This window comes from Thauera sp., assembly GCF_034003485.1.
In the GTDB taxonomy this organism is placed as follows: domain Bacteria; phylum Pseudomonadota; class Gammaproteobacteria; order Burkholderiales; family Rhodocyclaceae; genus Thauera.
Genome location: NZ_JAVEYL010000002.1, coordinates 179,910 through 202,436, shown reverse-complemented (window position 1 = coordinate 202,436; position 22,527 = coordinate 179,910). Strand labels below are relative to the sequence as shown.

Sequence of the window (22,527 nt, the reverse complement as noted above, 5' to 3'; positions counted from 1 at the left end):
AACAACGCCATGGGGCAGTTGAACAAGGCCACCCAGCAGAACGCCTCGGCCTCTGAAGAGCTCGCCGCCACCGCAGAGGAATTGGGCGGACAGGCCGGGCAACTGCAGGAGCTGATGGGCTTCTTCACCATTGACCCGGCAACCGCCAGCGGCCGCCGGCGCTGATTCCCGACAGACATGCCGCTACACGGATACTCAGCATGATCGACTGGCACACCCTGTCTCCCCAGGAGATCGAACGTCGCGCGCAGAGCATCTCGCCCGGCGAGTGGGCGGTCGACATGCACAAACCGATCTCGACCCTGCTCGGCTCCTGCGTGGCGGTGTGCATGTACGACCCCGCGGTGGGCGTGGGTGGCATGAACCACTTCATGCTGCCCAACATGCGCAAACGCGAAGGCGGGGTGGATATCGACTCCCTGCTGTCGGGCGACTACGCGATGGAAGTGCTGCTCAACGGCATCCTCGGCCGCGGTGGTGCGCGCCACCGCATCAAGGCCAAGGCCTTTGGTGGCGGCACCATCATCAGCGGCATCGCTGCGTCGGGCATCGGCAAGCGCAATGCGGAATTCACCTGCGAATGGCTCAAGCGCGAAGGCATCGAGCTATTGGCCTCGGATTTTCTGGGTGCATGCTCGCGCAAAGTGCTGTTCGTACCGGCCACCGGCGATGCCTGGTGCCGGCGCATGACAACCACCATGGCAACCGCGCAGGAAGTGGCAAAGGCCGAACAGGCCTACGCCGAGTCCTTGAGGCGGCCGCCACCCAAATCGAACGTCGAACTCTTCTGATCACGGAGCCCAGGCAAGACATGGATAGCAACGGCGTCACGGATCAGGAATTCGCCCTGTTCCAGAAGCTCATCTACCGACTGGCCGGCATCAACATGGCCGACAGCAAGAAGCCGCTGGTGGCCGGGCGCCTGTCGCGCCGCCTGCGCCATTACGGCCTGGACAGCTTCGGCGCCTACTACAAGCTGGTCACCAGCGGCGACCATCCGGAAGAACGCCAGTTGATGGTCGACCTGCTCACCACCAACGAAACCTATTTCTTCCGCGAAGCGGCGCACTTCGACTTCCTGCAGGATTTCGCCGCCAGCCGGCGCGGACGTCCGTTCCGGGTGTGGAGCGGCGCGTCCTCCAGCGGCGAGGAGCCCTACACCATCGCCATGGTGCTGGCCGAAACCCTGGGCCTGTCGGCCAACTGGGAGATCGTCGCCTCCGACATCAGCCTGACCGTGCTCGAGCGCGCCCAGACCGGCCTCTACCCGATGGAGCGCGGCCGCGGCATCCCGCCCGAGCTGATGAAGAAGTACTGCCTCAAGGGGGTGCGCAGCCAGGAAGGCAACTTCCTCGTCGTCCCCAAATTGCGCGAGCGGGTGGACTTCCGCCACATCAACCTGATCGCGCCCGACACGCGCGACCTCGGCCAGTTCGACATCATCTTCCTGCGCAACGTGATGATCTATTTCGACAACGAGACCAAGCGCAAGGTGGTCGGCAACATGGTTCCGCACCTGCGCGAGGACGGCACCTTCATCGTCGGCCACTCCGAGACCCTGACCGGCATCACCGACGACCTCAGCGCCCTGCGCCCCACGCTCTACTGCCGTCCCAACGCGCGCACGCTGCTCGAACACCACCGCAGCAACCGGGCCGCAGCGCGCGGCCTCCACCCCAACCGCAGCGAGCACGGACGATGAGCAGCAAGATCAAGGTCATGATCGTCGACGACTCGGCCGTGGTGCGCCAGACGGTGCGCCAGGCCCTCGAGCGCGACGCCGGCATCGAGGTCATCGCCGCCGCCTCCGACCCGCTGTTCGCGATCAGCCACATGCAGCGCCAGTGGCCGGACGTGATCGTGCTCGACATCGAGATGCCGCGCATGGACGGGCTGACCTTCCTGAAGAAGATCATGACCGAGCGCCCGACGCCGGTGGTGATCTGCTCCTCGCTCGCCGAAAGCGGCGCCGCGGCCACCATGCAGGCTTTATCCGCCGGCGCGGTGGCGATCATCACCAAGCCGAAGATGGGCGTGAAGCAGTTTCTCGAAGACAGCGCCAACGACGTCGTCCAGGCCGTCAAGGCCGCCGCGCGCGCCAACGCCAGCCGGCTGGTGCCACGCGCCGCCACCCCGCTCAACCCCGCGCCCAAGCTCAGCGCCGACGCCATCCTCGGTGCCGGCCTGGGCAGCGGCTCGAACATGGTGCGCACCACCGAGCGCATCATCGCCATCGGCACCTCCACCGGCGGCACCCAGGCGCTGGAAGCGGTGCTCACCCGCTTGCCCGCGGTGTGCCCCGGCATCGTCATCGTGCAGCACATGCCCGAGCGCTTCACGGCGATGTTCGCCGAGCGCCTCAACAGCCTGTGCGCGCTCGAGGTGCGCGAAGCCCGCCACGGCGACCGCGTGATGCCCGGCCGCGCGCTGCTCGCCCCCGGTGGCAAGCACATGATGCTCGCGCGCAGCGGCGCCCAATACACCGTCGAAGTCGTCGACGGCCCGCTGATCAACCGCCACCGGCCATCGGTGGACGTGCTCTTCCGCTCGTGCGCGAAGTTCGCCGGCAAGAACGCGGTCGGCGTGATCATGACCGGCATGGGCGACGACGGCGCGCGCGGGCTCAAGGAAATGCGCGACGCGGGCGCCAGCACCCTGGCCGAGGACGAATCGACGTGCGTGGTGTTCGGCATGCCCAAGGAGGCCATCCGCCTCGGCGGCGTCGATCGGGTGGTGCCGCTGACGCAGATACCCGAGGCGATCCTGGGCCTGGTGAAGTGAGTCCTGGCGCCGGCATGCGCCGCGAACGGGCGCCCCTCAGCCCCCCGCCCGCCGCGACTGCACCAGCGACCACAGGCTGATCGTCGCCAGCGCACCGACGATCAGCGCCATGCCGGTGAACTCGGCCGCATTCGGGCGCTCGCCAAGCTCTATCCAGCCCGCGAGCGCGCCGACCATCGGAACGCCGAGCGCCGACAGCCCCGCCATGCCGGTCGACAGGCGCTGCAGCACATACAGCCACAGCAGCCACGCCAGCCCGGTGGCAAACACCGCGTTGAAGAACAGCGCGCCGTAGAAATACGGCGTGGGATCGATCGGCCGCGAGGGATGCAGCACGGCGAGCACCGAGAGCGCAAGCGCGCCGAACAGCATCTGCCAGGCGGTGAGCGACAGCAGATCGAAGGCGTGATCGCGCCGCATGCGCTTGGCGAGCACTGCCGACGCGGCCCAGGTGACGCCGCCGGCGACCGCGAGCAGGTTGCTCAACGCGCTGCCGCCCATCGACCACGGCTGCAGCACCAGCACCAGCCCGCTGCCCGCAATCGCAATCGCCGCCCACTGCAGCCCGCGCACGCGCTCGCCGAGCACCCACCACGCCATCGGGATCACCCAGAACGGCATGGTGTAGACCAGCACCGCGGTCTTGCCCGCGCCGCCCGCCACCAGCGCCCACTGGATCAGCGCGGTGAACGCGCCGGTCTGCAGCACCCCGAGCAGGATCACCTGGCGCGCCGCCACCAGCGACATGGGCTTACGCAACACGAGCAGCACCAGGAACAGCGTGGCCGCACCGAGCACGGTGCGGATGGCAGAGAAGTCGAAGGGATCGACGTACTGGATGACCTGCTTCATGACCACCCAGTTGTAACCCCAGATCAGGGACAGCGCGGCGAGCGCGAGAAGCGCGAGGCGGGGCGTGCCGGACGCGGACATCGGATCTCCAAAAGGAAAGCGCCGCGGCGCCCATGACGGGGCCGCGGCCAGAAGGTGCCGCCAGGAGAGCAGCGGCGAAAACGGTGCGGCGCGAATTATGCGCCAGTGTGTGGAGCGGGCAGCATGCAAACGGTGATGTCGCGGATCACGCTGGCCCGCTCCCGGCCGACGTCACTTCATCATCGCCACCAGCCCCAGCGTGATCGACGGGAACGCGACCAGCAGCAGCAGGCGCAACAGATCGATGGCGACAAAAGGCGCAAGGCCGCGGAAGATCGCACCCAGGCGCACATGCGGCAGGGCGGCCTTGAGCACGAACACGTTCATGCCGATGGGCGGGGTGATCAGCGCGATCTCGGTCACCACCACCACGATGATGCCGAACCAGACCAGGTCGAAACCATGGCTGATCAGGATGGGGAGGAAGAGGGGAACGCAGATCAGGATGATCGCCAGCGACTCCATCACGCAGCCGAGGAGCAGAAAAATGAGCAGGATCGCCGCCAGGGTCTGGTAAGGGCCCAGGCCCGCCTCCTCGACGAGCGCCAGGATGCCTTCTCCAAGGCCCGAGAACGAGATCAGCTTCGCGAACAGCAGCGCGCCGAACAGCACGCTGTAGAGCATCACCGAGGTGATCGCGGTCTCGACGAAGACCTGGCGAAAACTCTGCCAACTCATCCGCCGCTGCGCCATGGACAGGATCAGCGCCAGACCGGCCCCCAGGCCGGCGGCCTCGGTGGCGGTGAAGAGCCTGCCATACAGGCCGCCGATGATGAGCACGAAGAGCAGGGTGAAGGGCCACACGCCGCGCAGCGAGCGCAGCTTTTCCGCGGTGGTGGTGCGCTCACCGCGGGGCGCGTCCTGCGGGCTGATACAGGCGATGGCGTACACCACGCCCAGGTACAGCAGCAGGCCGAGCAGGCCCGGTATCACGGCGGCGACGAACAGGTCGCCGATGTTGGTCTGGGTGAGGATGCCGTAGATCATCAGGATGATGGACGGCGGGATCAGGATGCCGAGTGTGCCGCCCGCTGCGATGGTGGCCGAGGCCAGCTGGTCCGAGTAGCCGTAGCGCTTCATGCTCGGGTAGGCGACCTTGGACATGGTCGCCGCAGTGGCCAGGCTGGAGCCGCATACCGCGCTGAAGCCGGCACAGGTGACCATGGTCGACAGCGCGAGCCCGCCACGAATCGGCCCGAGGAAGGCGTTTGCGGCGCGGAACAGGTCGTCGGAGATGCCCGAGCGCGCGAGGATGTTGCCCATCAGGATGAACATCGGCACCACGGCCAGTTCATACGAGAACACGGCTTCGGAGATCGTCATCGGCACGAGCGAGCGCGCGACGTCCCAGCCCATGACGACGCTGATGCCGGCGAGCGACACCGACAGGAGCGCGAAGGCCAGCGGTACGCGCAGGAAGGCCAGCACCAGGACGGCCAACAGGGAAAGGAGACCGACGGTCATTTGGCACGCTCCTCGGTGGTGTGGGGATGCGATACGTGGGGATGCGAGGGGGGCGCGCCGAAGCAGCCGAGCAGTGCGGCCAGGGCCGACAGCAGCGAGGTGAACGAGATGAAGGCGTACATGCCGCTACGCGGGATCGACAGCGCCTGGCTGATCTCCTGGATCTCGCCTGCCTCGATCGCGGCGTTGAAGAATTCGTAGGCGATCAGCAACAGCACCAGGGTCATCAGCAGCGCGATCAGACGATGCCACCAAGCCATGCCGGGCTTCATCAGGTACTTGTCGAACAGGTCCACCGCCAGGTGTCCGCGCGCAGCGGTCAGCAGCGGCAGGCCGCAGAACACCATGATCGCCATAAGGTGCTCGGTGGCGTCGTGGGCGCCGAAGACGGGGGTGGCGAGCAGCCGGCGCCCGATGACGTCGGCAAAGGTGAGCAGGACCATGCCCAACAGCGTGAGGATGAGCAGCGATTCGACGAGTTGGCGGATGCGGGACAGAGACGCGTCCATGTGATTCTCCATGTGGGGGTGGCCGGCCGGAGCCGGTCACTTCCGGGATCAGCGGGCGATCAGTTGCCGGCGTGGGCCTTGTAGCGCTGCTCGAAGAACTCGAGCATCTCCATCGGCTTGTCCACACCGTAGCTCTGGCCTTCGGCCGCCCAGTCGGCGAGCATGCGCTCGCGCACCGCGCCGATGCGCTCGAACAGCGCCTTCGAGGGCTCGTTGAAGCTGTGGCCTTCGGCGCGCAGCTTGGCCTCGCCGGCCTGGTTCTGCACGTCAAAGCGCGAACCCCACAGGCGCGACAGCTTCTCGCCCGAGACGCTCATGATCGCCTTGCGATCGGCTTCGGAGAGCTTGTTCCACTTGCCCTCGTTGATGGCGATGAAGAAGGACGCGTCATAGAAGCCGCCCGGGACGATGGTGTGATGCTTGAGCTTGCCCTCGACGCGGAAGTTGATCACCGACTCGATCGTGTGCAGCGACGCATCGACCACGCCGCTCTCGAGCAGCTCGTAAGCCTTGGGGCCCGGGCCGGCGACCGGCACCGCGCCGAGGTCCTCGAGCAGGCGCTTCTGGATCGGGCCGCCCATGCGCACCTTCTGGTTCTTGAGGTCGTCGGGCTCGACGATGTCCTTGCTGCCGTGGTGGATCTGGCCGCCACCGAACAGGCCGACGCCGAGCATGACCACGCCTTGGAAGGCCGGCTTGCCGGCGAGGTATTTCTCGTAGGTCTCCCACAAGGCCACCGAGGACGCCTCGGCGTTGGTGCCGATGAAGGGCATCTCGGAGAACCACAGCGCCTTGAAGCGGTCCGGTTCGTAGGTGAAGTTGCCCCAGGTGATGTCGGCAATACCCTTGCGCGCGAGCTCCCAGTGCTGGGCGGGGCCGCCGACCGGCTTGGGCAGGATGCGGACGTCGACGCGGCCTTCGGTGACGCGCTTGACGTCCTCGATCCAGGGCTGGAAGACCTCGGGGGTCAGGAAGTGGGTGGGCGACACCCAGCTCGACATGGTCAGGGTGGTGGCGGCCTGGGCGGCCGGAATGCCGACGCCGGTGGCGAGGACGAAGCCGGTGGACAGGGTGGCCAGAAGTTTGCTGAGTTTCATGGTGTCTCCTTGCGGGGTTTAGTTATGGAAGAACTGCTCGACCAGGCCGACCCACAGCCGGGCGCCCACCGCGAGGCAGGCATCGTTGAAATCGTAATGCGGGTTGTGGACCATGCATTCGCCCGACCACCTGCCGTCGGCGTGGCCGTTGTCGCCGTTGCCGACCAGCAGGTAGCAGCCCGGCACCTGCTCGAGCAGGAAGGCGAAGTCCTCGCTGCCGGTAAGCGGCTGGGCATCGGCGACCACGTGCTCAGCGCCGAAGGCCTTGCGCGCGACCTCGACCGCGAACGCCGTCTGCGCGGCGGCGTTGATCAGCACCGGGTAGCCACGCTCGTAGCGGATCTCGCTGACGCAGCCGTAGGCGCGCGCCTGGTGGTCGGAAAGCTCGCGGATGCGGCGCTCGACCAGGTTGCGGACGTCGGGGTCGAGGGTGCGCACGCTCAGTTCGAGCTCGGCGGATTCGGCGATGACGTTGTAGGTCGCCCCCGCAGCGAGGCGGCCGACGCTGATCACTGCGGCGAGGTTGGGATTGACGTTGCGGCCGACGATGGATTGCAGGCCGAGCACGGTCGCCGCCGCGGGCAGGGTCGGGTCCACCGCCATGTGCGGCATGCCGCCATGCCCGCCACGGCCGATGAAGCGGATCAGCACCTTGTCGGACGAGGCCATGAAGGCGCCCGGGCGCACATGGACCTCGCCGACCGGGATGCCGGGAAAGTTGTGCATGCCGAAGATCGCATCGCACGGAAAGCGCTCGAACAGCCCTTCTTCGATCATGCGCCGGGCGCCGCCACCGCCGCCGAGTTCCTCGGCGGGCTGGAAGATCAGCACCAGGGTGCCGCTGCCCGGCAGCCGCCCGTCGCGCGCACGCCCGGCCAGCACCCGGGCGGCGCCGAGCAGCATCGCGGTGTGCCCGTCGTGGCCGCAGCCGTGCATCTTGCCGGGCACGGTGCTCGCCCACGGCAGGCCGGTCATCTCCTGGACCGGGATGGCGTCCATGTCGGCGCGCAAGCCGATGCGCCGGCCCTCGCCCGTGCCCCAGCGCAGCACGCCGACCAGGCCGGTGACGGCAATGCCGGTGTGCACCTCGTAGCCCCAGGTACGCAGTTGCTCGGCAACGAGGGCGCTGGTGGCATGCTCCTCGAAGCCGAGCTCGGGGTTGCGGTGGATGGCATGGCGCCAGGCCTTCATCTGCTCGGCATCGATCTCGGTCGTCACTACTGCATCTCGGGTCGTCATCTGGCTCACCAATAGAATTAGCTCATGTCCAGATAATAAGAACTTGATAAGAACACCGTAAGGCGATATTTTTTCGTGGATGACAACCTGAGGAGGTCATCAAGAACATGAAGGACCACCAGCTCAAGGCCCTGGTACAAGTCGCCGACAGCGGCTCGATCCGTGCGGCCGCGCGCGCAATGAACCTGAGCCAGAGCGCGTTGACCAAGGCCCTGCGCGAACTCGAGGAGGACGTGGGTGCGGAACTGCTGCAACGCAGCTACAAGGGCATCGGGTTCACCGCGGAGGGCAACGCCCTGCTGGTCCGCGCGCGCCTGGTGCTGGCGACGATCGAGAACGCGCGCGCCGAGATCCGCCAGATGCGCGGCGGCGCGGGCGCGCACGTGAAGGCGGCGATCACCCCCCTGCTGACGGCAACCGTGCTGCCGGACGTGCTCGCGGCGTTTCGCAAGGCGCAGCCGGACGCCGGGCTGACCTTCCACGAGGGCTTGCTGGTGCAGGCGCTGCCGGGCCTGATCGAAGGCAAGATCGATTTCGCGATCGCGCTCGCGTCGTCGCAGGACCTGCCTTACGAGATCGAGTTCGAGCCCCTTGCCGAGATCGAGGCCGTGCCCATGGTGCGCACCAGCCACCCGCTGGCCGCAGCGCAGGACTGGCGGGCCGTGGCGGACGCCGAATGGGCGCTCAACCTCAGCGCCGGCAGCCAGAGCATGAATCTCGTCGAATGGCTCAAGGCGCAGGGCCACCCGGCACCCAGTCGCATCCTCCATTGCTCATCGCCCTTCCTGATCCTCGACCTGGTCCGCCGCAACGACCTGATCGGCTACGGGCCGAAGGTGCTGATCACCGACCCGCAGGTCGGCGTCGGCCTGCGCCCGCTCGCGCTGCAGCCGCTGCCGCCCACCATGCCGCTCGGCCTGCTGACCCTGCGCGGGGTGCCGCTCGGCAGCGCAGCGAAGAAGCTCGCCAACCTGTTCCGCCGCGAGCTCGACGCTCGACTGGGCGGACACGCCACGGCGCGGCCCCTTGCTGCGGACGCGCGATCTGTAACCGATCACCGGAGATGAAGCCATGCCCAAGTTCAACGCCAACCTGACCCTGCTGTTCAACGAAGTGCCCTTCCTCGACCGCTTCCAGGCCGCCGCCGAAGCCGGCTTCAAGGGCGTGGAGTTCCTCTTTCCCTACGCCTTCGCCAAGGAGGAGATCGCCGAGCGCCTGGTCAAATACGGCCTGGTGCAGGTGCTGCACAACCTGCCGGCGGGCAACTGGGATGCGGGCGAGCGCGGCATCGCCTGCCATCCGGACCGCGTCGGCGAATTCCAGGACGGCGTCGGGCGCGCGATCGAATACGCCCGCGCGCTCGGCTGCACGCAGCTGAATTGTCTGGCCGGCATCGCCCCGGCCGGACTGGATGCGGACAAGGCGCACGAGACCTTCGTCACCAACCTGCGCTTCGCCGCCGCCAGGCTCGAGGACGCCGGGATCCGCCTGCTGATCGAGCCGATCAACACCTTCGATATCCCGGGCTTTTACCTCAACCGCAGCGCGCAGGCGATCGCGCTGATCGAAGAGGTCGGCTCGCCCAACCTGTGGCTGCAGCACGACATCTATCACATGCAACGCATGGAGGGCGAACTGGCCAACACCATCGCCAAGCACCTGCCGAAGATCGCGCACATGCAGATCGCCGACAACCCGGGGCGCAACGAGCCCGGCAGCGGCGAGATCAACTACGCCTGGCTGTTCCGCTTCATCGACCAGCTCGGCTACGGCGGCTGGATCGGCTGTGAATACAAGCCCGCCGCCGGCACCCGCGCGGGCCTGGGCTGGATCAAGGCGCTGGCTGGCTAAGCGGACAAATCAGGGAAACAATGCAGTCTCACCTCATTGAAATCATCGAAGTCAGGAAGAATGGCGCACATTGGATCGCCTTCACCGACATCGGCGAGCGCTGAGTTGCCCATGCGGCGAGCCGCGCCGACCCGCACAGAAAGATCACGACGAGACCGAACATGAAACCCACCCACATCCTGATGCTCGACGACGTCAAGCTCGCCGCCGCCGCCGCAGAGACCGAGGCGCGCGCCAATGGCTGGGCAGTCAGCATCGCCATCTGCGATGCCGGCGGCCACGCATTGTGGCTGCAGCGCATGGACGGCGCGCCGCTGATGAGCGCGGCCGTCGCACCCGAGAAGGCGCGCACCTGCGTGCTCAGCGGCAAGCCGAGCAAGGTCTTCGAGGACATGGTCAACAACGGCCGCTTCGCCGCGCTGGCGATGCCGGTGGTGCCGCTCGAGGGCGGCGAGCCGATCGTATTCGGTGGCAACGTGGTCGGCGCCGTGGGCGTGTCCGGCGTCAAGGCCGGCGAGGATGCCCAGGTGGCCCGCGCCGCCATCTCCGCCCTCCTTGCCCACATCGCCGCGACCAAGCCGGAGGATGCAGCATGAAACGCGAACGCAGCGCCCGCATCCTCGCCACCCTGGGGCCGGCCAGCGCCACGCGCGAGCGCATCCTCGAGCTGGCGCGGGCCGGGGCGGATGTCTTCCGCCTGAACTTCAGCCACGGCAGCCACGGCGATCACGCCGAACGCGTCAAGCAGATCCGCGAGATCGAGCACGAAATCGGCCGTCCGATCGGCGTGCTGATGGACCTGCAGGGCCCCAAGCTGCGTGTCGGCCGCTTTGCCGAGGGCAAGGTGATGCTCATCCCCGGCGCGCACTTCCGCCTCGACCTCGATCCCGGCGTGGGCGACGCGAACCGCGCCAATCTGCCCCACCCCGAGATCTTCGCCGCGCTCGAGGCCGGCACCGAGCTGCTGCTCGACGACGGCAAGCTGCGCCTGCGCGTGGACGCCTTCGGCCCCGACTTTGCCGACACCACCGTCCTGGTCGGCGGCCCGCTGTCCGACCGCAAGGGCGTGAACGTGCCCGGCGTGGTGCTGCCGATCTCGCCGCTCACCGCCAAGGACCTCGCCGACCTCGACTTCGGCCTCTCGCTCGGGGTGGATTGGGTGGCGCTGTCCTTCGTGCAGCGCGCCGAAGACATCCGCGAGGCGCGCGAGCTCGTCGGCGACCGTGCGTGGATCATGGCCAAGCTGGAGAAGCCGGCAGCCATCGATGCGCTCGAGCCGATCGTCGCCCTGGCCGACGGCGTCATGGTGGCGCGCGGTGACCTCGGCGTGGAGTTGCCGCCACAGCAGGTGCCGGTGCTGCAGCGCCGGATCGTGCGCGCCGCGCGCGCCGCCGGCAAGCCGGTGGTGGTGGCCACGCAGATGCTGGAGTCGATGATCACCTCCCCGATACCGACCCGCGCCGAAGCCTCGGACGTCGCCACCGCGATCTACGACGGCGCCGACGCGGTGATGCTGTCGGCGGAGTCGGCCTCGGGCCAATATCCGGTCGAGGCGGTGTCGATCATGCATCGCATCATCTGCGAGGTGGAGCAGGATCCCGCATGGCGTACCGGTCTGGAGGCCAGCCACGCGCCGGCCGAGGCCAACACGCCGGATGCGATCTGCAGCGCGCTGCGCCGCGTCGCCGGCCTGCTCGAACCCGCGGCGACGGTCGCCTACACCACCTCCGGCTTCAGCGCGCTGCGTGCCAGCCGCGAACGCCCGGCAACACCGATCCTCGCCCTCACCCCACAACTGGCCACCGCGCGCCGGCTGGCGCTGGCCTGGGGCGTGCATCCGGTGCCTTTCGAGGAGGTGCACGACGTCACCGAGATGGTCGAGCACGCCAGCAGCGCCGCAGTGAGCCACGGCTTCGCCGGGCCGGGTGAGGTCCTGGTCGTGATCGGCGGCCTGCCTTTCGGCAAGAGCGGAAGCACCAACCTGCTGCACATCGCACGCATCCCGGGTTGAAACACGCTCAGCCGGCCTTGGCAGCCTTCACCGGGGCCGGCCCGAACAGGCGGTCGGTGAGCTTCACGTACCAGGCCGCCGACTGCACCTGCAGGATGTAGGCGAGCGCGATCACCAGCGCCGCGCCCGCGCTCTGGCCGCCGAACACGTTCATCGCCAGCGCGAGCGCGATCGACAGGTTGCGCATCACCGTGCCGTACACCAGCGCGATGCCATCGCCGCGCGGCAGCAGTGCGCGTGCGACGACCGTGCTGAGCAGGTAATTGATCGCATACAGGCACAGCAGGGGCACGAGCACCACCAGCACTTCGCCCGGTTGTGCGACCAGATCCCTGGCCTTGAGCGCGAGCGCGACGAAGACGATGCCGAGCACGCCCAGCGTCGAGAACGGCGGGAAACGCGGCCCCCAGGTCTTCTGATATTCCGCCTGGCCGTAACGCCCGAGCAGCCACTTCTGGGTGAAATGCCCCGCGACCATAGGCAGGAAGACGATGATGACGATCTGCATGAAGACCGCCCCCATGTCCACCGGCACCTCGGCCCCCATCAGCCAGCGCACGTAGAACGGCGTGGCCAGCGAGCCGAGGATCAGGCCGAGCACCGTCATCTTGACCGCTGCACCCAGGTTGCCGTTGGCGAAGCCGGTCCACGAGATCGTCATCCCGCTGGTGGGCAGCAACGCGGCCAGCAGCAGGCCGAGCGCGTACCAAGGCTGGTCGGCGAAGAAGATCTTGCCGAGGCCAAACGCGACGAAAGGAATGACTGCAAAGTTGATCGCCTGCGCGAGCGCCTGCGCCTTGAGGTCGCCCCCCTCGAGCACCTTCTGCAGCTTGAGGTTCACCATCATCGGATAAACCATCAGGAAGGTCAGCGGCACGATCAGCGACTTCAGCCAGCCGACCGGCACCATCAGCCCGAAGCCGAAGCCGAGCACCATCGCTACCGGGATGGCGAGGACGAGGTTCTTGTTGATTCTGGTCAGCAGCGCGAGCATGCGGTGTGTCCCCCTGAGGTTCATTGATGCATTCGTCGTCGTCGAGGAAGAGAACGCAGCAAGACTGATGCCAGTGCGATGCGCGCACCCGACGGCGGCGCACCCGCCCAGATGCGGGCATGACAGGAGCCTGCCCTCACTGCCACACATCCGCCACGCCGCCACGATCAACTGCCACGCAGGCAGTCGCTGTCAGCATGGGGGCGCGAGCCTGGTTGCAGGGGGCCCGCTGCGACCACCGCAGCAAAAGGCCCGCTCGGGGCGGGCCTTTTAAGTGCAACGAGTGGAGGCAGGATTACTTCTTGGCTGCCGCCAGACCGTTTACGATTTCCTGCTTGGCTTCCTCGACCGTGCCCCAGCCCAGGATCTTGACCCACTTGCCGGGCTCGAGGTCCTTGTAGTGCTCGAAGAAGTGCACGGTCTGCTTCATCAGCAGTTCGGGCAGGTCATCGGTGGTCTGCACCTTGTCGTACAGCGGGGTCAGCTTGGACACCGGCACGGCCACGACCTTGGCGTCCACGCCGCCGTCGTCTTCCATCTTCAGCACGCCCACCGGACGGCAGCGGATGACGACGCCCGGCGCCAGCGGGAAGGGGGTCACGACCAGCACGTCGACCGGGTCGCCGTCACCGGCGATGGTGTGCGGCACATAGCCGTAGTTGATCGGGTAACGCATCGAAGTGCCCATGAAGCGATCGACGAAGACGGCGCCGCTGTCCTTGTCCACTTCGAACTTGATCGGATCACCCTGTGCGGAGATCTCGATGATGACGTTGATGTCGTTCGGTACATCCTTGCCGGCGCTGACCAGATCGAAACCCATGATTCCCTCCCGTGGAAAAATTGTGCGCGGATTATAGGGGGAAACCACAATGTCTTGCACGGCGTCCTGTGTAGGCACTACCCCCAGCGCACCTGCTCCAGCCGCAGGCAGGCGCTCAGGCCGGCGCGTCAAAACCCGCGTCTTCGACCGCAGCGCGCATCGCCTCGACCGACACCTGCGCCGGATCGAAGCGCACCGTGGCACTGCCCTGCTCCAGCGACACCTGCGCGTCCTCGACACCCGCGAGCGCCTTCAGCACGCCGGTCACGTTGTTGACGCAACCGCCGCAACTCATGCCTTCGACCTTGATCGTCACTTCGTTCATGCACGACTCCTGATTCCTGAATTGAATACCGGTGCGGGCGGCGCTCAGGTCACGCAGACCACACCGCTCCAAAGGTCGCCACCGAGCGTGGGCGCGTGATAGAGCCCGAACAACCCGAAGCCGAGCACGAGCACACCCGAGACCATGCGCACCTTGCGGTTGCGGGTGAAATCGCGAAAACGCTTGAACAGCATGCCGGCCAGCAGGAGATTGGGCAAGGTGCCCAATCCGAACGCCAGCATCAGCCCCGCGCCCCGCGCGCCGGAGCCGGTGACCAGCGCGGTGGCGAGAATCGAATAGGTCAGTCCACAGGGGATGAAGCCCCACAACATGCCCAGGGGCAGCGCCTGTTTGACCGAGCGCGCAGGCAGGAAGCGCCGCGTCGCCGGCTGGATCCTGCGCCATAGCACGTGGCCCACGCGCTCGATCGGCGTGAGCAAACGCGTGAAGCCGGTGAGATACAGCCCGAGCGCGATCAGCATCAGGTTGGCCAGCACATAGAGCGTCATCTGCACCGGCAGCATGCCGTCGTAAAGCAGGCCGACCGAACCGATGAAACCGACGGCTGCGCCGAGCGCGGTGTAGGTGCCGATGCGCCCAAGGTTGTAGGCCAGGTGCAGCGGCCACTGCGGCTTGCCGCCGGGCGTCTGCACCTGCATGGTGAGCGCGCCGACGATGCCGCCGCACATCGACACGCAGTGCGTGCCGCCGAGCAGGCCGATCAGGAAGACGGCGAGATAACCGGTTTCAGGCATTTTGCAAGGAGGCCCCGCTGGAATGGCGAGCTCGCATTCTACGCTTGTGCACCCCAGCGAGACGGCAGGAGCGCGCTTACCGGCGAATGGCGCTTTTGCAGGCGCCGCTTTTGCGGGCAAGCCCGCACCCACCGCTTCGTCGCGTCACGCTGGGCGGGCTCAGATCACCCGCGAATACCGCGCGCGCTCGCGATCCGCGCGCAGATAGCGGTCGAACACCATGGCGATGCCACGGACCAGCAGACGGCCGCCGGGCTGCACGCTGATCCAGTCGCCATCGATCTTCACCAGGCCGGCCTTCTCCATCTCCTGCAGGTCGGCGAGTTCCTCGGCGAAATACTCGCGGAAGTCGATAAGGTGCGCGATCTCGATCGACTGCATCGACAGTTCGAAGTGGCACATCAGCGCCTGGATGATCGCGCGCCGCACCAGGTCGTCTGCGGTGAGCTCGATACCGCGCAGCACCGGAAGTTCGTCACGGTCGAGCGCGTCGTAGTATTCGTCGAGCGTCTTCACGTTCTGCGCGTACACCGGGCCGATCTTGCCGATCGCCGACACGCCGAAGGCGAGCAGGTCGCACTCGGCCTGGGTGGAATAGCCCTGGAAGTTGCGATGCAGCCTGCCCTGGCGCTGGGCAACGGTGAGTTCGTCGTCGGGCTTCGCGAAGTGATCCATGCCGATATAGACGTAGCCGGCGTCGGTGAGGCGGCGGATGCCGAGCTGCAGCAGTTGCAGCTTGGTATCGGCGGTGGGCATGTCGCCACTGCTGATGCGACGCTGGGGCTTGAACAGCCCGGGCAGGTGCGCATAGCTGTAGAGCGAGATGCGGTCGGGCGAGATCTCGAGCACCTGCTCGAGCGTGCGGTTGAAGCTGATCACGTTCTGCTTGGGCAGGCCGTAGATCAGGTCCATGCTGACCGACTTGAAGCCGGTGGCGCGCGCAGCATCGATGACGAGCTTGGTCTCGTCGAAGCTCTGGACGCGGTTTACCGCAACCTGAACGTCTTCGGCAAAGTCCTGCACGCCGACGCTCATGCGGTTGAAGCCCAGGTCGGCAAGGAGCTTGACCGTCTCGAAGTCGACCTTGCGCGGGTCGACCTCGATCGAATACTCACCGTTGGGCACCAGCGTGAAGTGCTCGCGCACCGCGGCCATCAACTCGCGCATCTCGTCGTGCGACAGGAAGGTCGGAGTGCCACCACCGAGGTGGAGCTGTGTCACCTGCCGGCTGCCTTCCAGGCAGGCTGCCTGCATCTCGATCTCTTTCGCCAGATATTTCAGATATTTGGCAGAGCGCCCATGATCCTTGGTGATGATCTTGTTGCAGGCGCAGTAGTAGCAGATCGTGTTGCAGAACGGGATGTGGAAGTATAATGAGAGCGGTTTGCTTACACCGCCGACCGCCCTTTTCGCGAGCCAGGCCTTGAGCGCCTCGGCATTGAAGGCCTCGACGAAGCGGTCTGCCGTCGGGTACGAGGTGTAGCGCGGTCCGTTGATGTCGAATCTACGGATCAGTTGCGGGTCGAATATGAGTTCGTTCTGGCTTTTCATGATCTTGCTGCTGCAGGGTGTGCCAAACAATGGCAGAACAGCAGAATTTTTTGGTTGACGTGGGTCAACGAGCTTGATCTGAAGATCCGCTCGCACCCCCTATCAGCGTCTTTTGTCGGGGAAGCAGGATTATCGTGCAGATGAGGGCAACCGTGCCAATTACCGTGAATGGGCTCAAGGCAGCCTGTTCTCAGTGCAACCTCGTCGAGCTGTGCCTGCCCTTCGGCATGTCGGACACCGAACTGAGCAGGCTCGACGAACTCGTGGGCGCGCGCCGCAAGGTCAAGCGCCAGCAGAATCTTTACCGTGCCGGCGACCCCTTCGAGGCGATCTTCGCCATCCGCGCGGGCTCGTTCAAGACCGACGTGCTGCTCGAGGATGGGCGTGAGCAGGTGACCGGCTTCCAGATGACCGGCGAGATCCTCGGGCTCGATGGCATCAGCACCGAAGCGCACAGCTGCAACGCGGTGGCACTCGAGGACAGCGAGGTGTGCGTGATCGCCTACGACAAGCTCGAGCAGATGTCGCACCAGATCGAAGGCCTGCAACTGCAGTTTCACAAGGTGATGAGCCGCGAGATCGTGCGCGACCACGGCGTGATGATGCTGCTCGGGTCGATGCGTGCGGAGGAGCGCCTGGCGGCCTTCCTGCTGAACATGTCGCAGCGCTTCAACGCCCGCGGTTTCTCGTCGCAGGAATTCAACCTGCGCATGACGCGAGAGGAGATCGGCTCCTACCTCGGACTCAAGCTCGAGACCGTGTCACGGGCCTTCTCGCGCTTCCAGGAAGACGGCCTGATCTCGGTGCAGCAGAAGCACGTCCTGCTGCTCGACGCAGCAGGGCTCAAGAAACTGCTCCAGCACCAGCCGGGCATGCGCTGAGCGTCGTCCCCGGAACGCTCAGCCGAGGAAGCCGGCGAGATTCTTTGTGATGGCGACCGATACGATCCATGCATAGACAAGCAGCGCAGCGATGAAGGCTGCGACGCGCACGCTCATGGTGCGTCCGCGCTTGAGCGCGACGGTGCCGAGCAGGATGTAGGCGAGCAAACCGAAGACCTTGGCCGTCACCCAAGCCGCAGAGAAGGGATACTGCTCGATCATCACCGCGAGCGCGATGGCCGAAAGCAGGAGCAGGCTGTCGACGATGTGCGGGAACACACGGGTGAGCTTGTGCTGGAGAAGCGGATTGCCGGTGACCATCCACAGCCCGCGCACCAGGAAGCCGGTGGCGCTGAGGACGACACAGGTGACATGCAGATTCTTGATTGCGTAATACATCCCTTCTCCTTCCCATAGTCGGCCACAGAGCCGGAAACAGCCGACTACCAACCGGCTGGACTAGAATTGCGAAGCCTTACGGAGAGTCTTTCGATGCCCCCTCATTCCCAGCTCGACATCCCGTCCCTGCTGCACCGCATTCCGTTGTTCAGCGAGCTCTCGGACGCGGACATCCAGCTCGTCGCGCGCTACACGCGCGATCGCCACATCGCGCGCGGCGAAATGCTGTTCCAGCGCGGCGACCAGCCGCACGGCTTTTACTTCGTCGTCTCGGGTCAGGTCAAGCTCGCATTCTCGTCCTCCCAAGGCACGGAGAAGGTGGTCGAGATCATCGGCCCGATGCAGAGCTTCGGTGAAGCCGTGATGTTCATGAACCACCCCTACCCGGTTTTTGCCGAGGCACTGACCGACACCGTGCTCGTCCACGTCGGCCAGCAGGTGGTGACCGACCTGATCGACCAGGACTCCACCTTCGCCCATAAGCTGCTGGCGGGCATGGCGATTCGCCTGCACGGGCTGATCCAGGACGTCGAGACCTATTCCCTGCGCTCGAGCACCCAGCGTGTGATCGGCTATCTGCTGCAGGTGGCCGACAGCGACATCCCCAGCGAGATCGCCCTGCCTACCAGCAAGCAGGTGATCGCCTCACGGCTCAATCTGACCCCGGAAACCCTGTCGCGCATTTTCCACGATCTGAGCGACGCCGGCCTGATCAGCGTGCAGGGCAAGCGGATCACGCTGCACGACCCGGTCCGACTGTCGCGCTACAACGCATGACCGGGCCCCGACTCCAGCAGTGACGTAACGCAAGCGCAGCGCGGTTGCGCTCGTTCGCGGGACGCGACCTTCCGGGTCTCCCCCACCCGATAACACGCTGACGATCTGGCCTTCATTTCAGGATACACGGCACATTCGCCTCGGCAACCGCGACTTCGCGCCAACCCAGGTCGTGCTCGACCGATTCGGCGAGGGCCGCTGCCGCTGACGGCTCCCCATGCATGACGAAGGTGCGTCGCGGCGGACTCCGGAACCCGCGCAACCAGTTGAGCAAGGCAGGCTGGTCGGCATGCGCGGAAAGGCCGCCGATCGTGTGAATGCGCGCCCGCACCGGAATGCGCTCACGAAACAGCGTGACCTGGTGCGCGCCATCGACCAGCCGCCGCCCGAGGGTTCCGGCCGCCTGGAAGCCGGCGATGACGATCGCACACTCACGGCGTCCGAGGTTGTAGCGCAGGTGATGCTTGATCCGCCCGGCGTCGCACATGCCGCTCGCCGAGATGATGACGAGCCCGCCGCCCACGCTGTTCAGCGCCATGGACTCCTCGACGTCCTGCACGAAGCGAAGGTTGAAGCGGTCCGCATGGTGGCGCGTCCACGCATAGAGCTCGCGGGTTTCGTCATCCCAGAGATCGTCGTGGCGTAGCGTGAGCTCGGTCACCGCAGAAGCCATCGGTGAATCGACCACGACATCGAGACGATCAATGCGGCCGGCGCGTACCAGGTCTGCCAACACGAACAACAATTCCTGCGTGCGGCCGACGGCAAAGGCCGGAATGATCACGTTACCGCCATCGACCTTCAGCGTCCGCCGCAACACCTCGGCAAGTTCGTCACAAGTGTCCGCGAAGGAGCGGTGCGCGCGATTGCCGTAGGTCGATTCGACACACAGGTAATCGGCAGTGGGAATCTGCACCGGATCCTGCAGCACTGGACGCATCGGCTGGCCGAGGTCGCCCGACACGACCAGGCGCCGGGTGTGGCCGCTTTCCTCGACGTCGATCTCGAGGATCGCCGAGCCCAGGATGTGGCCTGCGTTACGTAAGCGGCAGCGCACACCGTGCCCGAGCTCGACCATCTCGTCGAACCCGAGCGCCCGCAATCGCCCAAGGCTGTGGCGGGCCTGCTCGACCGTATACAGCGGCACCAGATTGCCACCTCGCCCAGCCTTGCGCGAGCGCGTGCTGCGCAAGGCCCATTCCGCCTCTTTCTCCTGGATGTGGGCAGAATCCATCAGCATCACGCCCAGCAGATCGACAGTCGCGGCGCTCGTGAAAATCGGCCCCTTGTAGCCGAGAGCCACAAGCCGCGGAACAAGCCCTGTGTGATCGAGATGTGCATGCGTCAGCAGGACGAAGTCGATGTCATGCAGGTCGAAACTCAGCGCCTCTCGGTTCTTGCGATCAGCTTCGCGCCCGCCCTGAAACAGTCCGCAATCGACCAGAAAGCTGCCACGCTCGTGATCGACACGCAGGCAGGAGCCCGTGACCTCGCCCGCCGCACCCAGAAAAGTCAGCTTCATCTCGTAGCTCCAAGAGCGTTCACGCTGGACAACACGATTTGGCGGCCGTTTGATCGTGATCAATCGTGGCAGACCGCCCCACGTCGCTATAATCGAATCGTGACACACAACAGGGAGCGTCCGTCATGTTCAAGCACATCCTGGTCCCGACCGACGGGTCGGCTTTGTCGGAAGGTACAGTAGCCCGGGCCGTTTCCTTCGCCAAGGAAACCGGAGCCCGTATCACCTTCTTTTACGCCCAGCCCGACTTTCCCATGCCCATTTATGGTGAAGGCGCACTGATCGACCCCACGACACCCGAACAATTTTCGAAATCTGCAGCCGCTGAAGCCGAGGCCATCCTCGCCAAGGCCAAGGGTGCTGCGGATGCTGCAGGGGTAGCTGCCGACAGCGACTCCACCGTGAATGAGGTTCCTTACGAGGCGATCATCGACGCGTCCGATCGCCACGGCTGCGACCTGATTTTCATGGCCTCGCACGGACGGCGCGGCATCGCCGGCCTGTTGCTCGGCAGTGAAACGCAGAAGGTTCTCACGCACAGCAAGACGCCGGTGCTCGTGTATCGCTGAGCGCCCGCGACTGTCGCAGCAACGAAAACGGCCCGCATGTGCGGGCCGTTTTCGTTGCTGGCGCGATCCTGCGCGATCAGGCGTTTGGATCGATCGTGATCTCCATCTCTGCGGGAAGAAATGCAGAGCCGTCCATTCGCCAGCTTCGGGCCTCGTCTTCGACGACAAACAGCCAGCGTCCGGTACTGAGCGGCGCCAGGGGGGTTTCATACACCCCGGCAGAACCCGCAACGAGCAATTCCTGGTCGAGACCACCGCGAGTCGGGTGAGCCACGGTCACGCGGATACGGGTCGGCAGGCTGGTTGCATCCGGCGCTGAGAGCTCGATGTGAATCGACTCGCTGCGCACCCTGATTCCGGCACGCAGACCCATCTCGCGCGCGTGCTCCACGCGTCCGATCGTCTGCACGATCGCTCGGCCTTCCTTGTAGTAGTCGTCCACCACCATGCCATCGAAAGTCTGGATGGCGATCACCAGCGTGGCGATCCCCGCGACGACGGCGGTCGCGGGAAAGGCGATGAGGAACCAGGGCCAGCCCTGACGGTACCAGGGCTCGTGCGGCTTGTCGTTGGCGGATCGATGCATCTTAGCGTGGTATCAGGAAAGTGGTTTCTTCGTTGAGGGTCAGTGCCGGATCATCTTCGGCGGTGACCTGGAAGGCGATCTTGTTGGCACCGGGCTGGCCCGAGTCATACGGAACCAGAACCTGGAGGGTGACCGACTGATGGCTGGCGGACGCCACATCGATGCGTTGCTCGCCACCGATCCTGACCCCCGGAAGCCCCGACACCTCAAGCCGGAATGCCCGCGGCGCCTCGGTCATGTTCATGATCTGGAGCTGATAGACGTTCTCGATCAAGCCGCCTTCGACCTCGCGGCCAAGCGAGGACCGGTCGCGGATGACATCGACACGCAGCGGTTCGCGCAAGGCCAGCCCCCAGACGAAGCCGATACAGATGATGACGAGAACGGCGCCGTAAATCAGGGTGCGTGGCCTCAGCACATGACCGATGATTTCCTTGCGACCCCAGCGCCGCTTCATCGCATTCTCGGTGGAATAACGAATCAGACCCCGCGGGTAACTCATCTTGTCCATGACCTGGTCGCACGCATCGATGCACGCCGCGCAACCGATGCACTCGTACTGCAGGCCGTCACGGATGTCGATGCCGGTCGGACAGACCTGCACGCAGATGCCGCAATCAATGCAGTCGCCCTTGCTCACCGAACGCGGATCGACGCCCTTCCTGCGCGTGCCGCGCGGCTCTCCGCGCTCCTCGTCGTAGGTGATGACGAGGGTATCCGGATCGAACATCACCGCCTGGAAGCGGGCGTACGGGCACATGTACGTGCACACCTGCTCGCGCATGACGCCGGCGAACAGGTAGGTGAATGCCGAGTAGAACAGGATCCAGAAGGCTTCCCACGGACCGAAGGTGAAGGTGGTCAGCGACTGCAGCAACTCTTCCAGCGGTGAGAAGTAGGCGACGAAGGTGAAGCCGGTCCACAGCGCGACGATGCCCCAGGCGAGGTACTTTCCGCCGCGGCGCAGGGCTTTCTCCGCGCTCATCGGCGCCTGGTCGAGCTTCTGCCGGCGAACATGATCGCCCTCGATCTTCTGCTCGACCCACATGAAGATCTCGGTGTAGACCGTCTGCGGACAGGCGTAGCCGCACCACAGGCGCCCGGCAATGGCGGTGAAGAAGAACAGCGCGTAGGCCGAGATGATCAGCAACAGCGCGAGGAAGAAGACATCCTGCGGCCAGAACACCCAGCCGAAGATGTAGAACTTGCGCTCGGTAAGATGGAACAGCACCGCCTGGCGGTCGTTCCAGCTCAGCCACGGCAGTCCGTAATAGAGGATCTGGGTCAGCCACACGAGCACCCAGCGCCAATTGGCGAAGATACCCGTAACCGCGCGCACGTAGAGTTTCTTGCGTGCGGCGTAAAGCGTGTCCTGGGTGGATTCCTGGGACTTGTTCGCCGCCTTCTGCGGCGAAGGGGATGGGCTGTTCATGGCCTTTTTACCAATGAATTCTTGTTTT

The 22,527-nt window shown here is 65.6% G+C and carries 24 protein-coding genes and 1 pseudogene; 11 read left to right on the top strand and 14 right to left on the bottom strand.

Annotated features, from left to right (window positions below):
* From RBT54_RS02195 to RBT54_RS02180, 4 genes and pseudogenes are all read left to right on the top strand, one after another.
* A pseudogene (locus tag RBT54_RS02195) lies at nucleotides 1-165 on the top strand (methyl-accepting chemotaxis protein); the annotation flags it as partial.
* 35 nt (nucleotides 166-200) lie between these two features.
* Entirely contained in the window at nucleotides 201-791 is a 591-nt protein-coding gene (locus RBT54_RS02190) for a chemotaxis protein CheD (protein WP_320363635.1), read from the top strand.
* 20 nt (nucleotides 792-811) lie between these two features.
* Nucleotides 812-1,702, top strand: coding sequence for a protein-glutamate O-methyltransferase CheR (locus tag RBT54_RS02185; RefSeq protein WP_320363633.1), 891 nt, complete (start codon nucleotides 812-814; stop codon nucleotides 1,700-1,702).
* Complete coding sequence (locus RBT54_RS02180; RefSeq protein ID WP_320363631.1) at nucleotides 1,699-2,781, top strand: chemotaxis response regulator protein-glutamate methylesterase; 1,083 nt, start codon at nucleotides 1,699-1,701, stop codon at nucleotides 2,779-2,781. The genes RBT54_RS02185 and RBT54_RS02180 overlap by 4 nt, the downstream gene beginning before the upstream one ends.
* A gap of 36 nt (nucleotides 2,782-2,817) precedes the next feature.
* Here RBT54_RS02180 and RBT54_RS02175 read toward each other — a convergent pair whose 3' ends face one another.
* From RBT54_RS02175 to RBT54_RS02155, 5 genes are all read right to left on the bottom strand, one after another.
* Nucleotides 2,818-3,714, bottom strand: coding sequence for a DMT family transporter (locus tag RBT54_RS02175; RefSeq protein WP_320363629.1), 897 nt, complete (start codon nucleotides 3,712-3,714; stop codon nucleotides 2,818-2,820).
* Nucleotides 3,715-3,885: 171 nt separating this feature from the next.
* A complete protein-coding gene (locus tag RBT54_RS02170) occupies nucleotides 3,886-5,178 on the bottom strand; it encodes a TRAP transporter large permease (protein ID WP_320363626.1) in 1,293 nt (430 codons plus the stop codon).
* Nucleotides 5,175-5,687, bottom strand: coding sequence for a TRAP transporter small permease (locus tag RBT54_RS02165; RefSeq protein ID WP_320363624.1), 513 nt, complete (start codon nucleotides 5,685-5,687; stop codon nucleotides 5,175-5,177). The genes RBT54_RS02170 and RBT54_RS02165 overlap by 4 nt, the downstream gene beginning before the upstream one ends.
* 59 nt (nucleotides 5,688-5,746) lie before the next feature.
* Entirely contained in the window at nucleotides 5,747-6,784 is a 1,038-nt protein-coding gene (locus RBT54_RS02160) for a TRAP transporter substrate-binding protein (RefSeq protein WP_320363621.1), read from the bottom strand.
* An 18-nt stretch (nucleotides 6,785-6,802) separates the two neighbouring features.
* Complete coding sequence (locus RBT54_RS02155; protein ID WP_320363619.1) at nucleotides 6,803-8,023, bottom strand: M20 aminoacylase family protein; 1,221 nt, start codon at nucleotides 8,021-8,023, stop codon at nucleotides 6,803-6,805.
* 107 nt (nucleotides 8,024-8,130) lie between these two features.
* On the opposite strand from RBT54_RS02155, the gene RBT54_RS02150 reads away from it, so the two are divergent.
* The 4 genes from RBT54_RS02150 to pyk all read left to right on the top strand — a co-directional run bounded on the left by RBT54_RS02150 (nucleotide 8,131) and on the right by pyk (nucleotide 11,885).
* Nucleotides 8,131-9,090, top strand: a complete 960-nt coding sequence (locus RBT54_RS02150) for a LysR substrate-binding domain-containing protein (RefSeq protein ID WP_320363617.1) — start codon at nucleotides 8,131-8,133, stop codon at nucleotides 9,088-9,090.
* A 4-nt stretch (nucleotides 9,091-9,094) separates the two neighbouring features.
* Nucleotides 9,095-9,874, top strand: coding sequence for a hydroxypyruvate isomerase (gene hyi, locus RBT54_RS02145; protein WP_320363615.1), 780 nt, complete (start codon nucleotides 9,095-9,097; stop codon nucleotides 9,872-9,874).
* A gap of 161 nt (nucleotides 9,875-10,035) precedes the next feature.
* Nucleotides 10,036-10,470: a GlcG/HbpS family heme-binding protein gene (locus RBT54_RS02140; RefSeq protein WP_320363613.1), complete on the top strand. Its 435-nt coding sequence runs from the start codon at nucleotides 10,036-10,038 to the stop codon at nucleotides 10,468-10,470.
* Nucleotides 10,467-11,885: a pyruvate kinase gene (pyk, locus tag RBT54_RS02135; protein ID WP_320363611.1), complete on the top strand. Its 1,419-nt coding sequence runs from the start codon at nucleotides 10,467-10,469 to the stop codon at nucleotides 11,883-11,885. The genes RBT54_RS02140 and pyk overlap by 4 nt, the downstream gene beginning before the upstream one ends.
* Nucleotides 11,886-11,892: 7 nt before the next feature.
* On the opposite strand, the gene RBT54_RS02130 is transcribed toward pyk, so the two are convergent.
* The 5 genes from RBT54_RS02130 to hemN all read right to left on the bottom strand — a co-directional run bounded on the left by RBT54_RS02130 (nucleotide 11,893) and on the right by hemN (nucleotide 16,333).
* Nucleotides 11,893-12,879: an arsenic resistance protein gene (locus RBT54_RS02130; RefSeq protein WP_320363609.1), complete on the bottom strand. Its 987-nt coding sequence runs from the start codon at nucleotides 12,877-12,879 to the stop codon at nucleotides 11,893-11,895.
* 295 nt (nucleotides 12,880-13,174) lie between these two features.
* The gene (ppa, locus tag RBT54_RS02125) at nucleotides 13,175-13,702 is read right to left on the bottom strand and encodes an inorganic diphosphatase (protein WP_320363607.1); all 528 of its coding nucleotides are present in this window, start codon (nucleotides 13,700-13,702) and stop codon (nucleotides 13,175-13,177) included.
* Between the two features lie 115 nt (nucleotides 13,703-13,817).
* A complete protein-coding gene (locus tag RBT54_RS02120) occupies nucleotides 13,818-14,027 on the bottom strand; it encodes a heavy-metal-associated domain-containing protein (protein WP_320363606.1) in 210 nt (69 codons plus the stop codon).
* 44 nt (nucleotides 14,028-14,071) lie between these two features.
* The gene (locus RBT54_RS02115) at nucleotides 14,072-14,782 is read right to left on the bottom strand and encodes a sulfite exporter TauE/SafE family protein (RefSeq protein ID WP_320363605.1); all 711 of its coding nucleotides are present in this window, start codon (nucleotides 14,780-14,782) and stop codon (nucleotides 14,072-14,074) included.
* A 159-nt stretch (nucleotides 14,783-14,941) separates the two neighbouring features.
* On the bottom strand, nucleotides 14,942-16,333 hold the full coding sequence (gene hemN / locus RBT54_RS02110; RefSeq protein ID WP_320363604.1) for an oxygen-independent coproporphyrinogen III oxidase: 1,392 nt from the start codon (nucleotides 16,331-16,333) through the stop codon (nucleotides 14,942-14,944).
* A 140-nt stretch (nucleotides 16,334-16,473) separates the two neighbouring features.
* Here hemN and fnr point away from each other — a divergent pair, with 140 nt between their 5' ends.
* A complete protein-coding gene (gene fnr, locus RBT54_RS02105; RefSeq protein WP_320363602.1) occupies nucleotides 16,474-17,214 on the top strand; it encodes a fumarate/nitrate reduction transcriptional regulator Fnr in 741 nt (246 codons plus the stop codon).
* A gap of 18 nt (nucleotides 17,215-17,232) precedes the next feature.
* Here the strand turns inward: fnr and RBT54_RS02100 are convergent, their stop codons facing one another.
* The gene (locus tag RBT54_RS02100) at nucleotides 17,233-17,613 is read right to left on the bottom strand and encodes a SirB2 family protein (protein ID WP_320363600.1); all 381 of its coding nucleotides are present in this window, start codon (nucleotides 17,611-17,613) and stop codon (nucleotides 17,233-17,235) included.
* Between the two features lie 93 nt (nucleotides 17,614-17,706).
* On the opposite strand from RBT54_RS02100, the gene RBT54_RS02095 reads away from it, so the two are divergent.
* Nucleotides 17,707-18,390: a Crp/Fnr family transcriptional regulator gene (locus tag RBT54_RS02095; protein ID WP_320363597.1), complete on the top strand. Its 684-nt coding sequence runs from the start codon at nucleotides 17,707-17,709 to the stop codon at nucleotides 18,388-18,390.
* A 112-nt stretch (nucleotides 18,391-18,502) separates the two neighbouring features.
* Here RBT54_RS02095 and RBT54_RS02090 read toward each other — a convergent pair whose 3' ends face one another.
* Nucleotides 18,503-19,912 (bottom strand): MBL fold metallo-hydrolase, encoded by a 1,410-nt coding sequence (locus tag RBT54_RS02090; protein ID WP_320363653.1) that lies wholly within the window; start codon nucleotides 19,910-19,912, stop codon nucleotides 18,503-18,505.
* A 125-nt stretch (nucleotides 19,913-20,037) separates the two neighbouring features.
* Here RBT54_RS02090 and RBT54_RS02085 point away from each other — a divergent pair, with 125 nt between their 5' ends.
* Nucleotides 20,038-20,481: a universal stress protein gene (locus tag RBT54_RS02085; RefSeq protein ID WP_320363595.1), complete on the top strand. Its 444-nt coding sequence runs from the start codon at nucleotides 20,038-20,040 to the stop codon at nucleotides 20,479-20,481.
* A 76-nt stretch (nucleotides 20,482-20,557) separates the two neighbouring features.
* Here RBT54_RS02085 and RBT54_RS02080 read toward each other — a convergent pair whose 3' ends face one another.
* Nucleotides 20,558-21,067, bottom strand: coding sequence for a FixH family protein (locus RBT54_RS02080; RefSeq protein WP_320363593.1), 510 nt, complete (start codon nucleotides 21,065-21,067; stop codon nucleotides 20,558-20,560).
* A 1-nt stretch (nucleotide 21,068) separates the two neighbouring features.
* Nucleotides 21,069-22,499: a cytochrome c oxidase accessory protein CcoG gene (gene ccoG, locus RBT54_RS02075; protein ID WP_320363590.1), complete on the bottom strand. Its 1,431-nt coding sequence runs from the start codon at nucleotides 22,497-22,499 to the stop codon at nucleotides 21,069-21,071.
* Nucleotides 22,500-22,527 lie beyond the last annotated feature (28 nt).

Bases quoted from the DNA above. Each gene is read 5' to 3' on its own strand.
- RBT54_RS02190 (WP_320363635.1), top strand. From the start codon at position 201: ATGATCGACTGGCACACCCTGTCTCCCCAGGAGATCGAACGTCGCGCG.
- RBT54_RS02185 (WP_320363633.1), top strand. From the start codon at position 812: ATGGATAGCAACGGCGTCACGGATCAGGAATTCGCCCTGTTCCAGAAG.
- RBT54_RS02180 (WP_320363631.1), top strand. From the start codon at position 1,699: ATGAGCAGCAAGATCAAGGTCATGATCGTCGACGACTCGGCCGTGGTG.
- RBT54_RS02175 (WP_320363629.1), bottom strand. From the start codon at position 3,714: ATGTCCGCGTCCGGCACGCCCCGCCTCGCGCTTCTCGCGCTCGCCGCG.
- RBT54_RS02170 (WP_320363626.1), bottom strand. From the start codon at position 5,178: ATGACCGTCGGTCTCCTTTCCCTGTTGGCCGTCCTGGTGCTGGCCTTC.
- RBT54_RS02165 (WP_320363624.1), bottom strand. From the start codon at position 5,687: ATGGACGCGTCTCTGTCCCGCATCCGCCAACTCGTCGAATCGCTGCTC.
- RBT54_RS02160 (WP_320363621.1), bottom strand. From the start codon at position 6,784: ATGAAACTCAGCAAACTTCTGGCCACCCTGTCCACCGGCTTCGTCCTC.
- RBT54_RS02155 (WP_320363619.1), bottom strand. From the start codon at position 8,023: ATGACGACCCGAGATGCAGTAGTGACGACCGAGATCGATGCCGAGCAG.
- RBT54_RS02150 (WP_320363617.1), top strand. From the start codon at position 8,131: ATGAAGGACCACCAGCTCAAGGCCCTGGTACAAGTCGCCGACAGCGGC.
- hyi (WP_320363615.1), top strand. From the start codon at position 9,095: ATGCCCAAGTTCAACGCCAACCTGACCCTGCTGTTCAACGAAGTGCCC.
- RBT54_RS02140 (WP_320363613.1), top strand. From the start codon at position 10,036: ATGAAACCCACCCACATCCTGATGCTCGACGACGTCAAGCTCGCCGCC.
- pyk (WP_320363611.1), top strand. From the start codon at position 10,467: ATGAAACGCGAACGCAGCGCCCGCATCCTCGCCACCCTGGGGCCGGCC.
- RBT54_RS02130 (WP_320363609.1), bottom strand. From the start codon at position 12,879: ATGCTCGCGCTGCTGACCAGAATCAACAAGAACCTCGTCCTCGCCATC.
- ppa (WP_320363607.1), bottom strand. From the start codon at position 13,702: ATGGGTTTCGATCTGGTCAGCGCCGGCAAGGATGTACCGAACGACATC.
- RBT54_RS02120 (WP_320363606.1), bottom strand. From the start codon at position 14,027: ATGAACGAAGTGACGATCAAGGTCGAAGGCATGAGTTGCGGCGGTTGC.
- RBT54_RS02115 (WP_320363605.1), bottom strand. From the start codon at position 14,782: ATGCCTGAAACCGGTTATCTCGCCGTCTTCCTGATCGGCCTGCTCGGC.
- hemN (WP_320363604.1), bottom strand. From the start codon at position 16,333: ATGAAAAGCCAGAACGAACTCATATTCGACCCGCAACTGATCCGTAGA.
- fnr (WP_320363602.1), top strand. From the start codon at position 16,474: ATGAGGGCAACCGTGCCAATTACCGTGAATGGGCTCAAGGCAGCCTGT.
- RBT54_RS02100 (WP_320363600.1), bottom strand. From the start codon at position 17,613: ATGTATTACGCAATCAAGAATCTGCATGTCACCTGTGTCGTCCTCAGC.
- RBT54_RS02095 (WP_320363597.1), top strand. From the start codon at position 17,707: ATGCCCCCTCATTCCCAGCTCGACATCCCGTCCCTGCTGCACCGCATT.
- RBT54_RS02090 (WP_320363653.1), bottom strand. From the start codon at position 19,912: ATGAAGCTGACTTTTCTGGGTGCGGCGGGCGAGGTCACGGGCTCCTGC.
- RBT54_RS02085 (WP_320363595.1), top strand. From the start codon at position 20,038: ATGTTCAAGCACATCCTGGTCCCGACCGACGGGTCGGCTTTGTCGGAA.
- RBT54_RS02080 (WP_320363593.1), bottom strand. From the start codon at position 21,067: ATGCATCGATCCGCCAACGACAAGCCGCACGAGCCCTGGTACCGTCAG.
- ccoG (WP_320363590.1), bottom strand. From the start codon at position 22,499: ATGAACAGCCCATCCCCTTCGCCGCAGAAGGCGGCGAACAAGTCCCAG.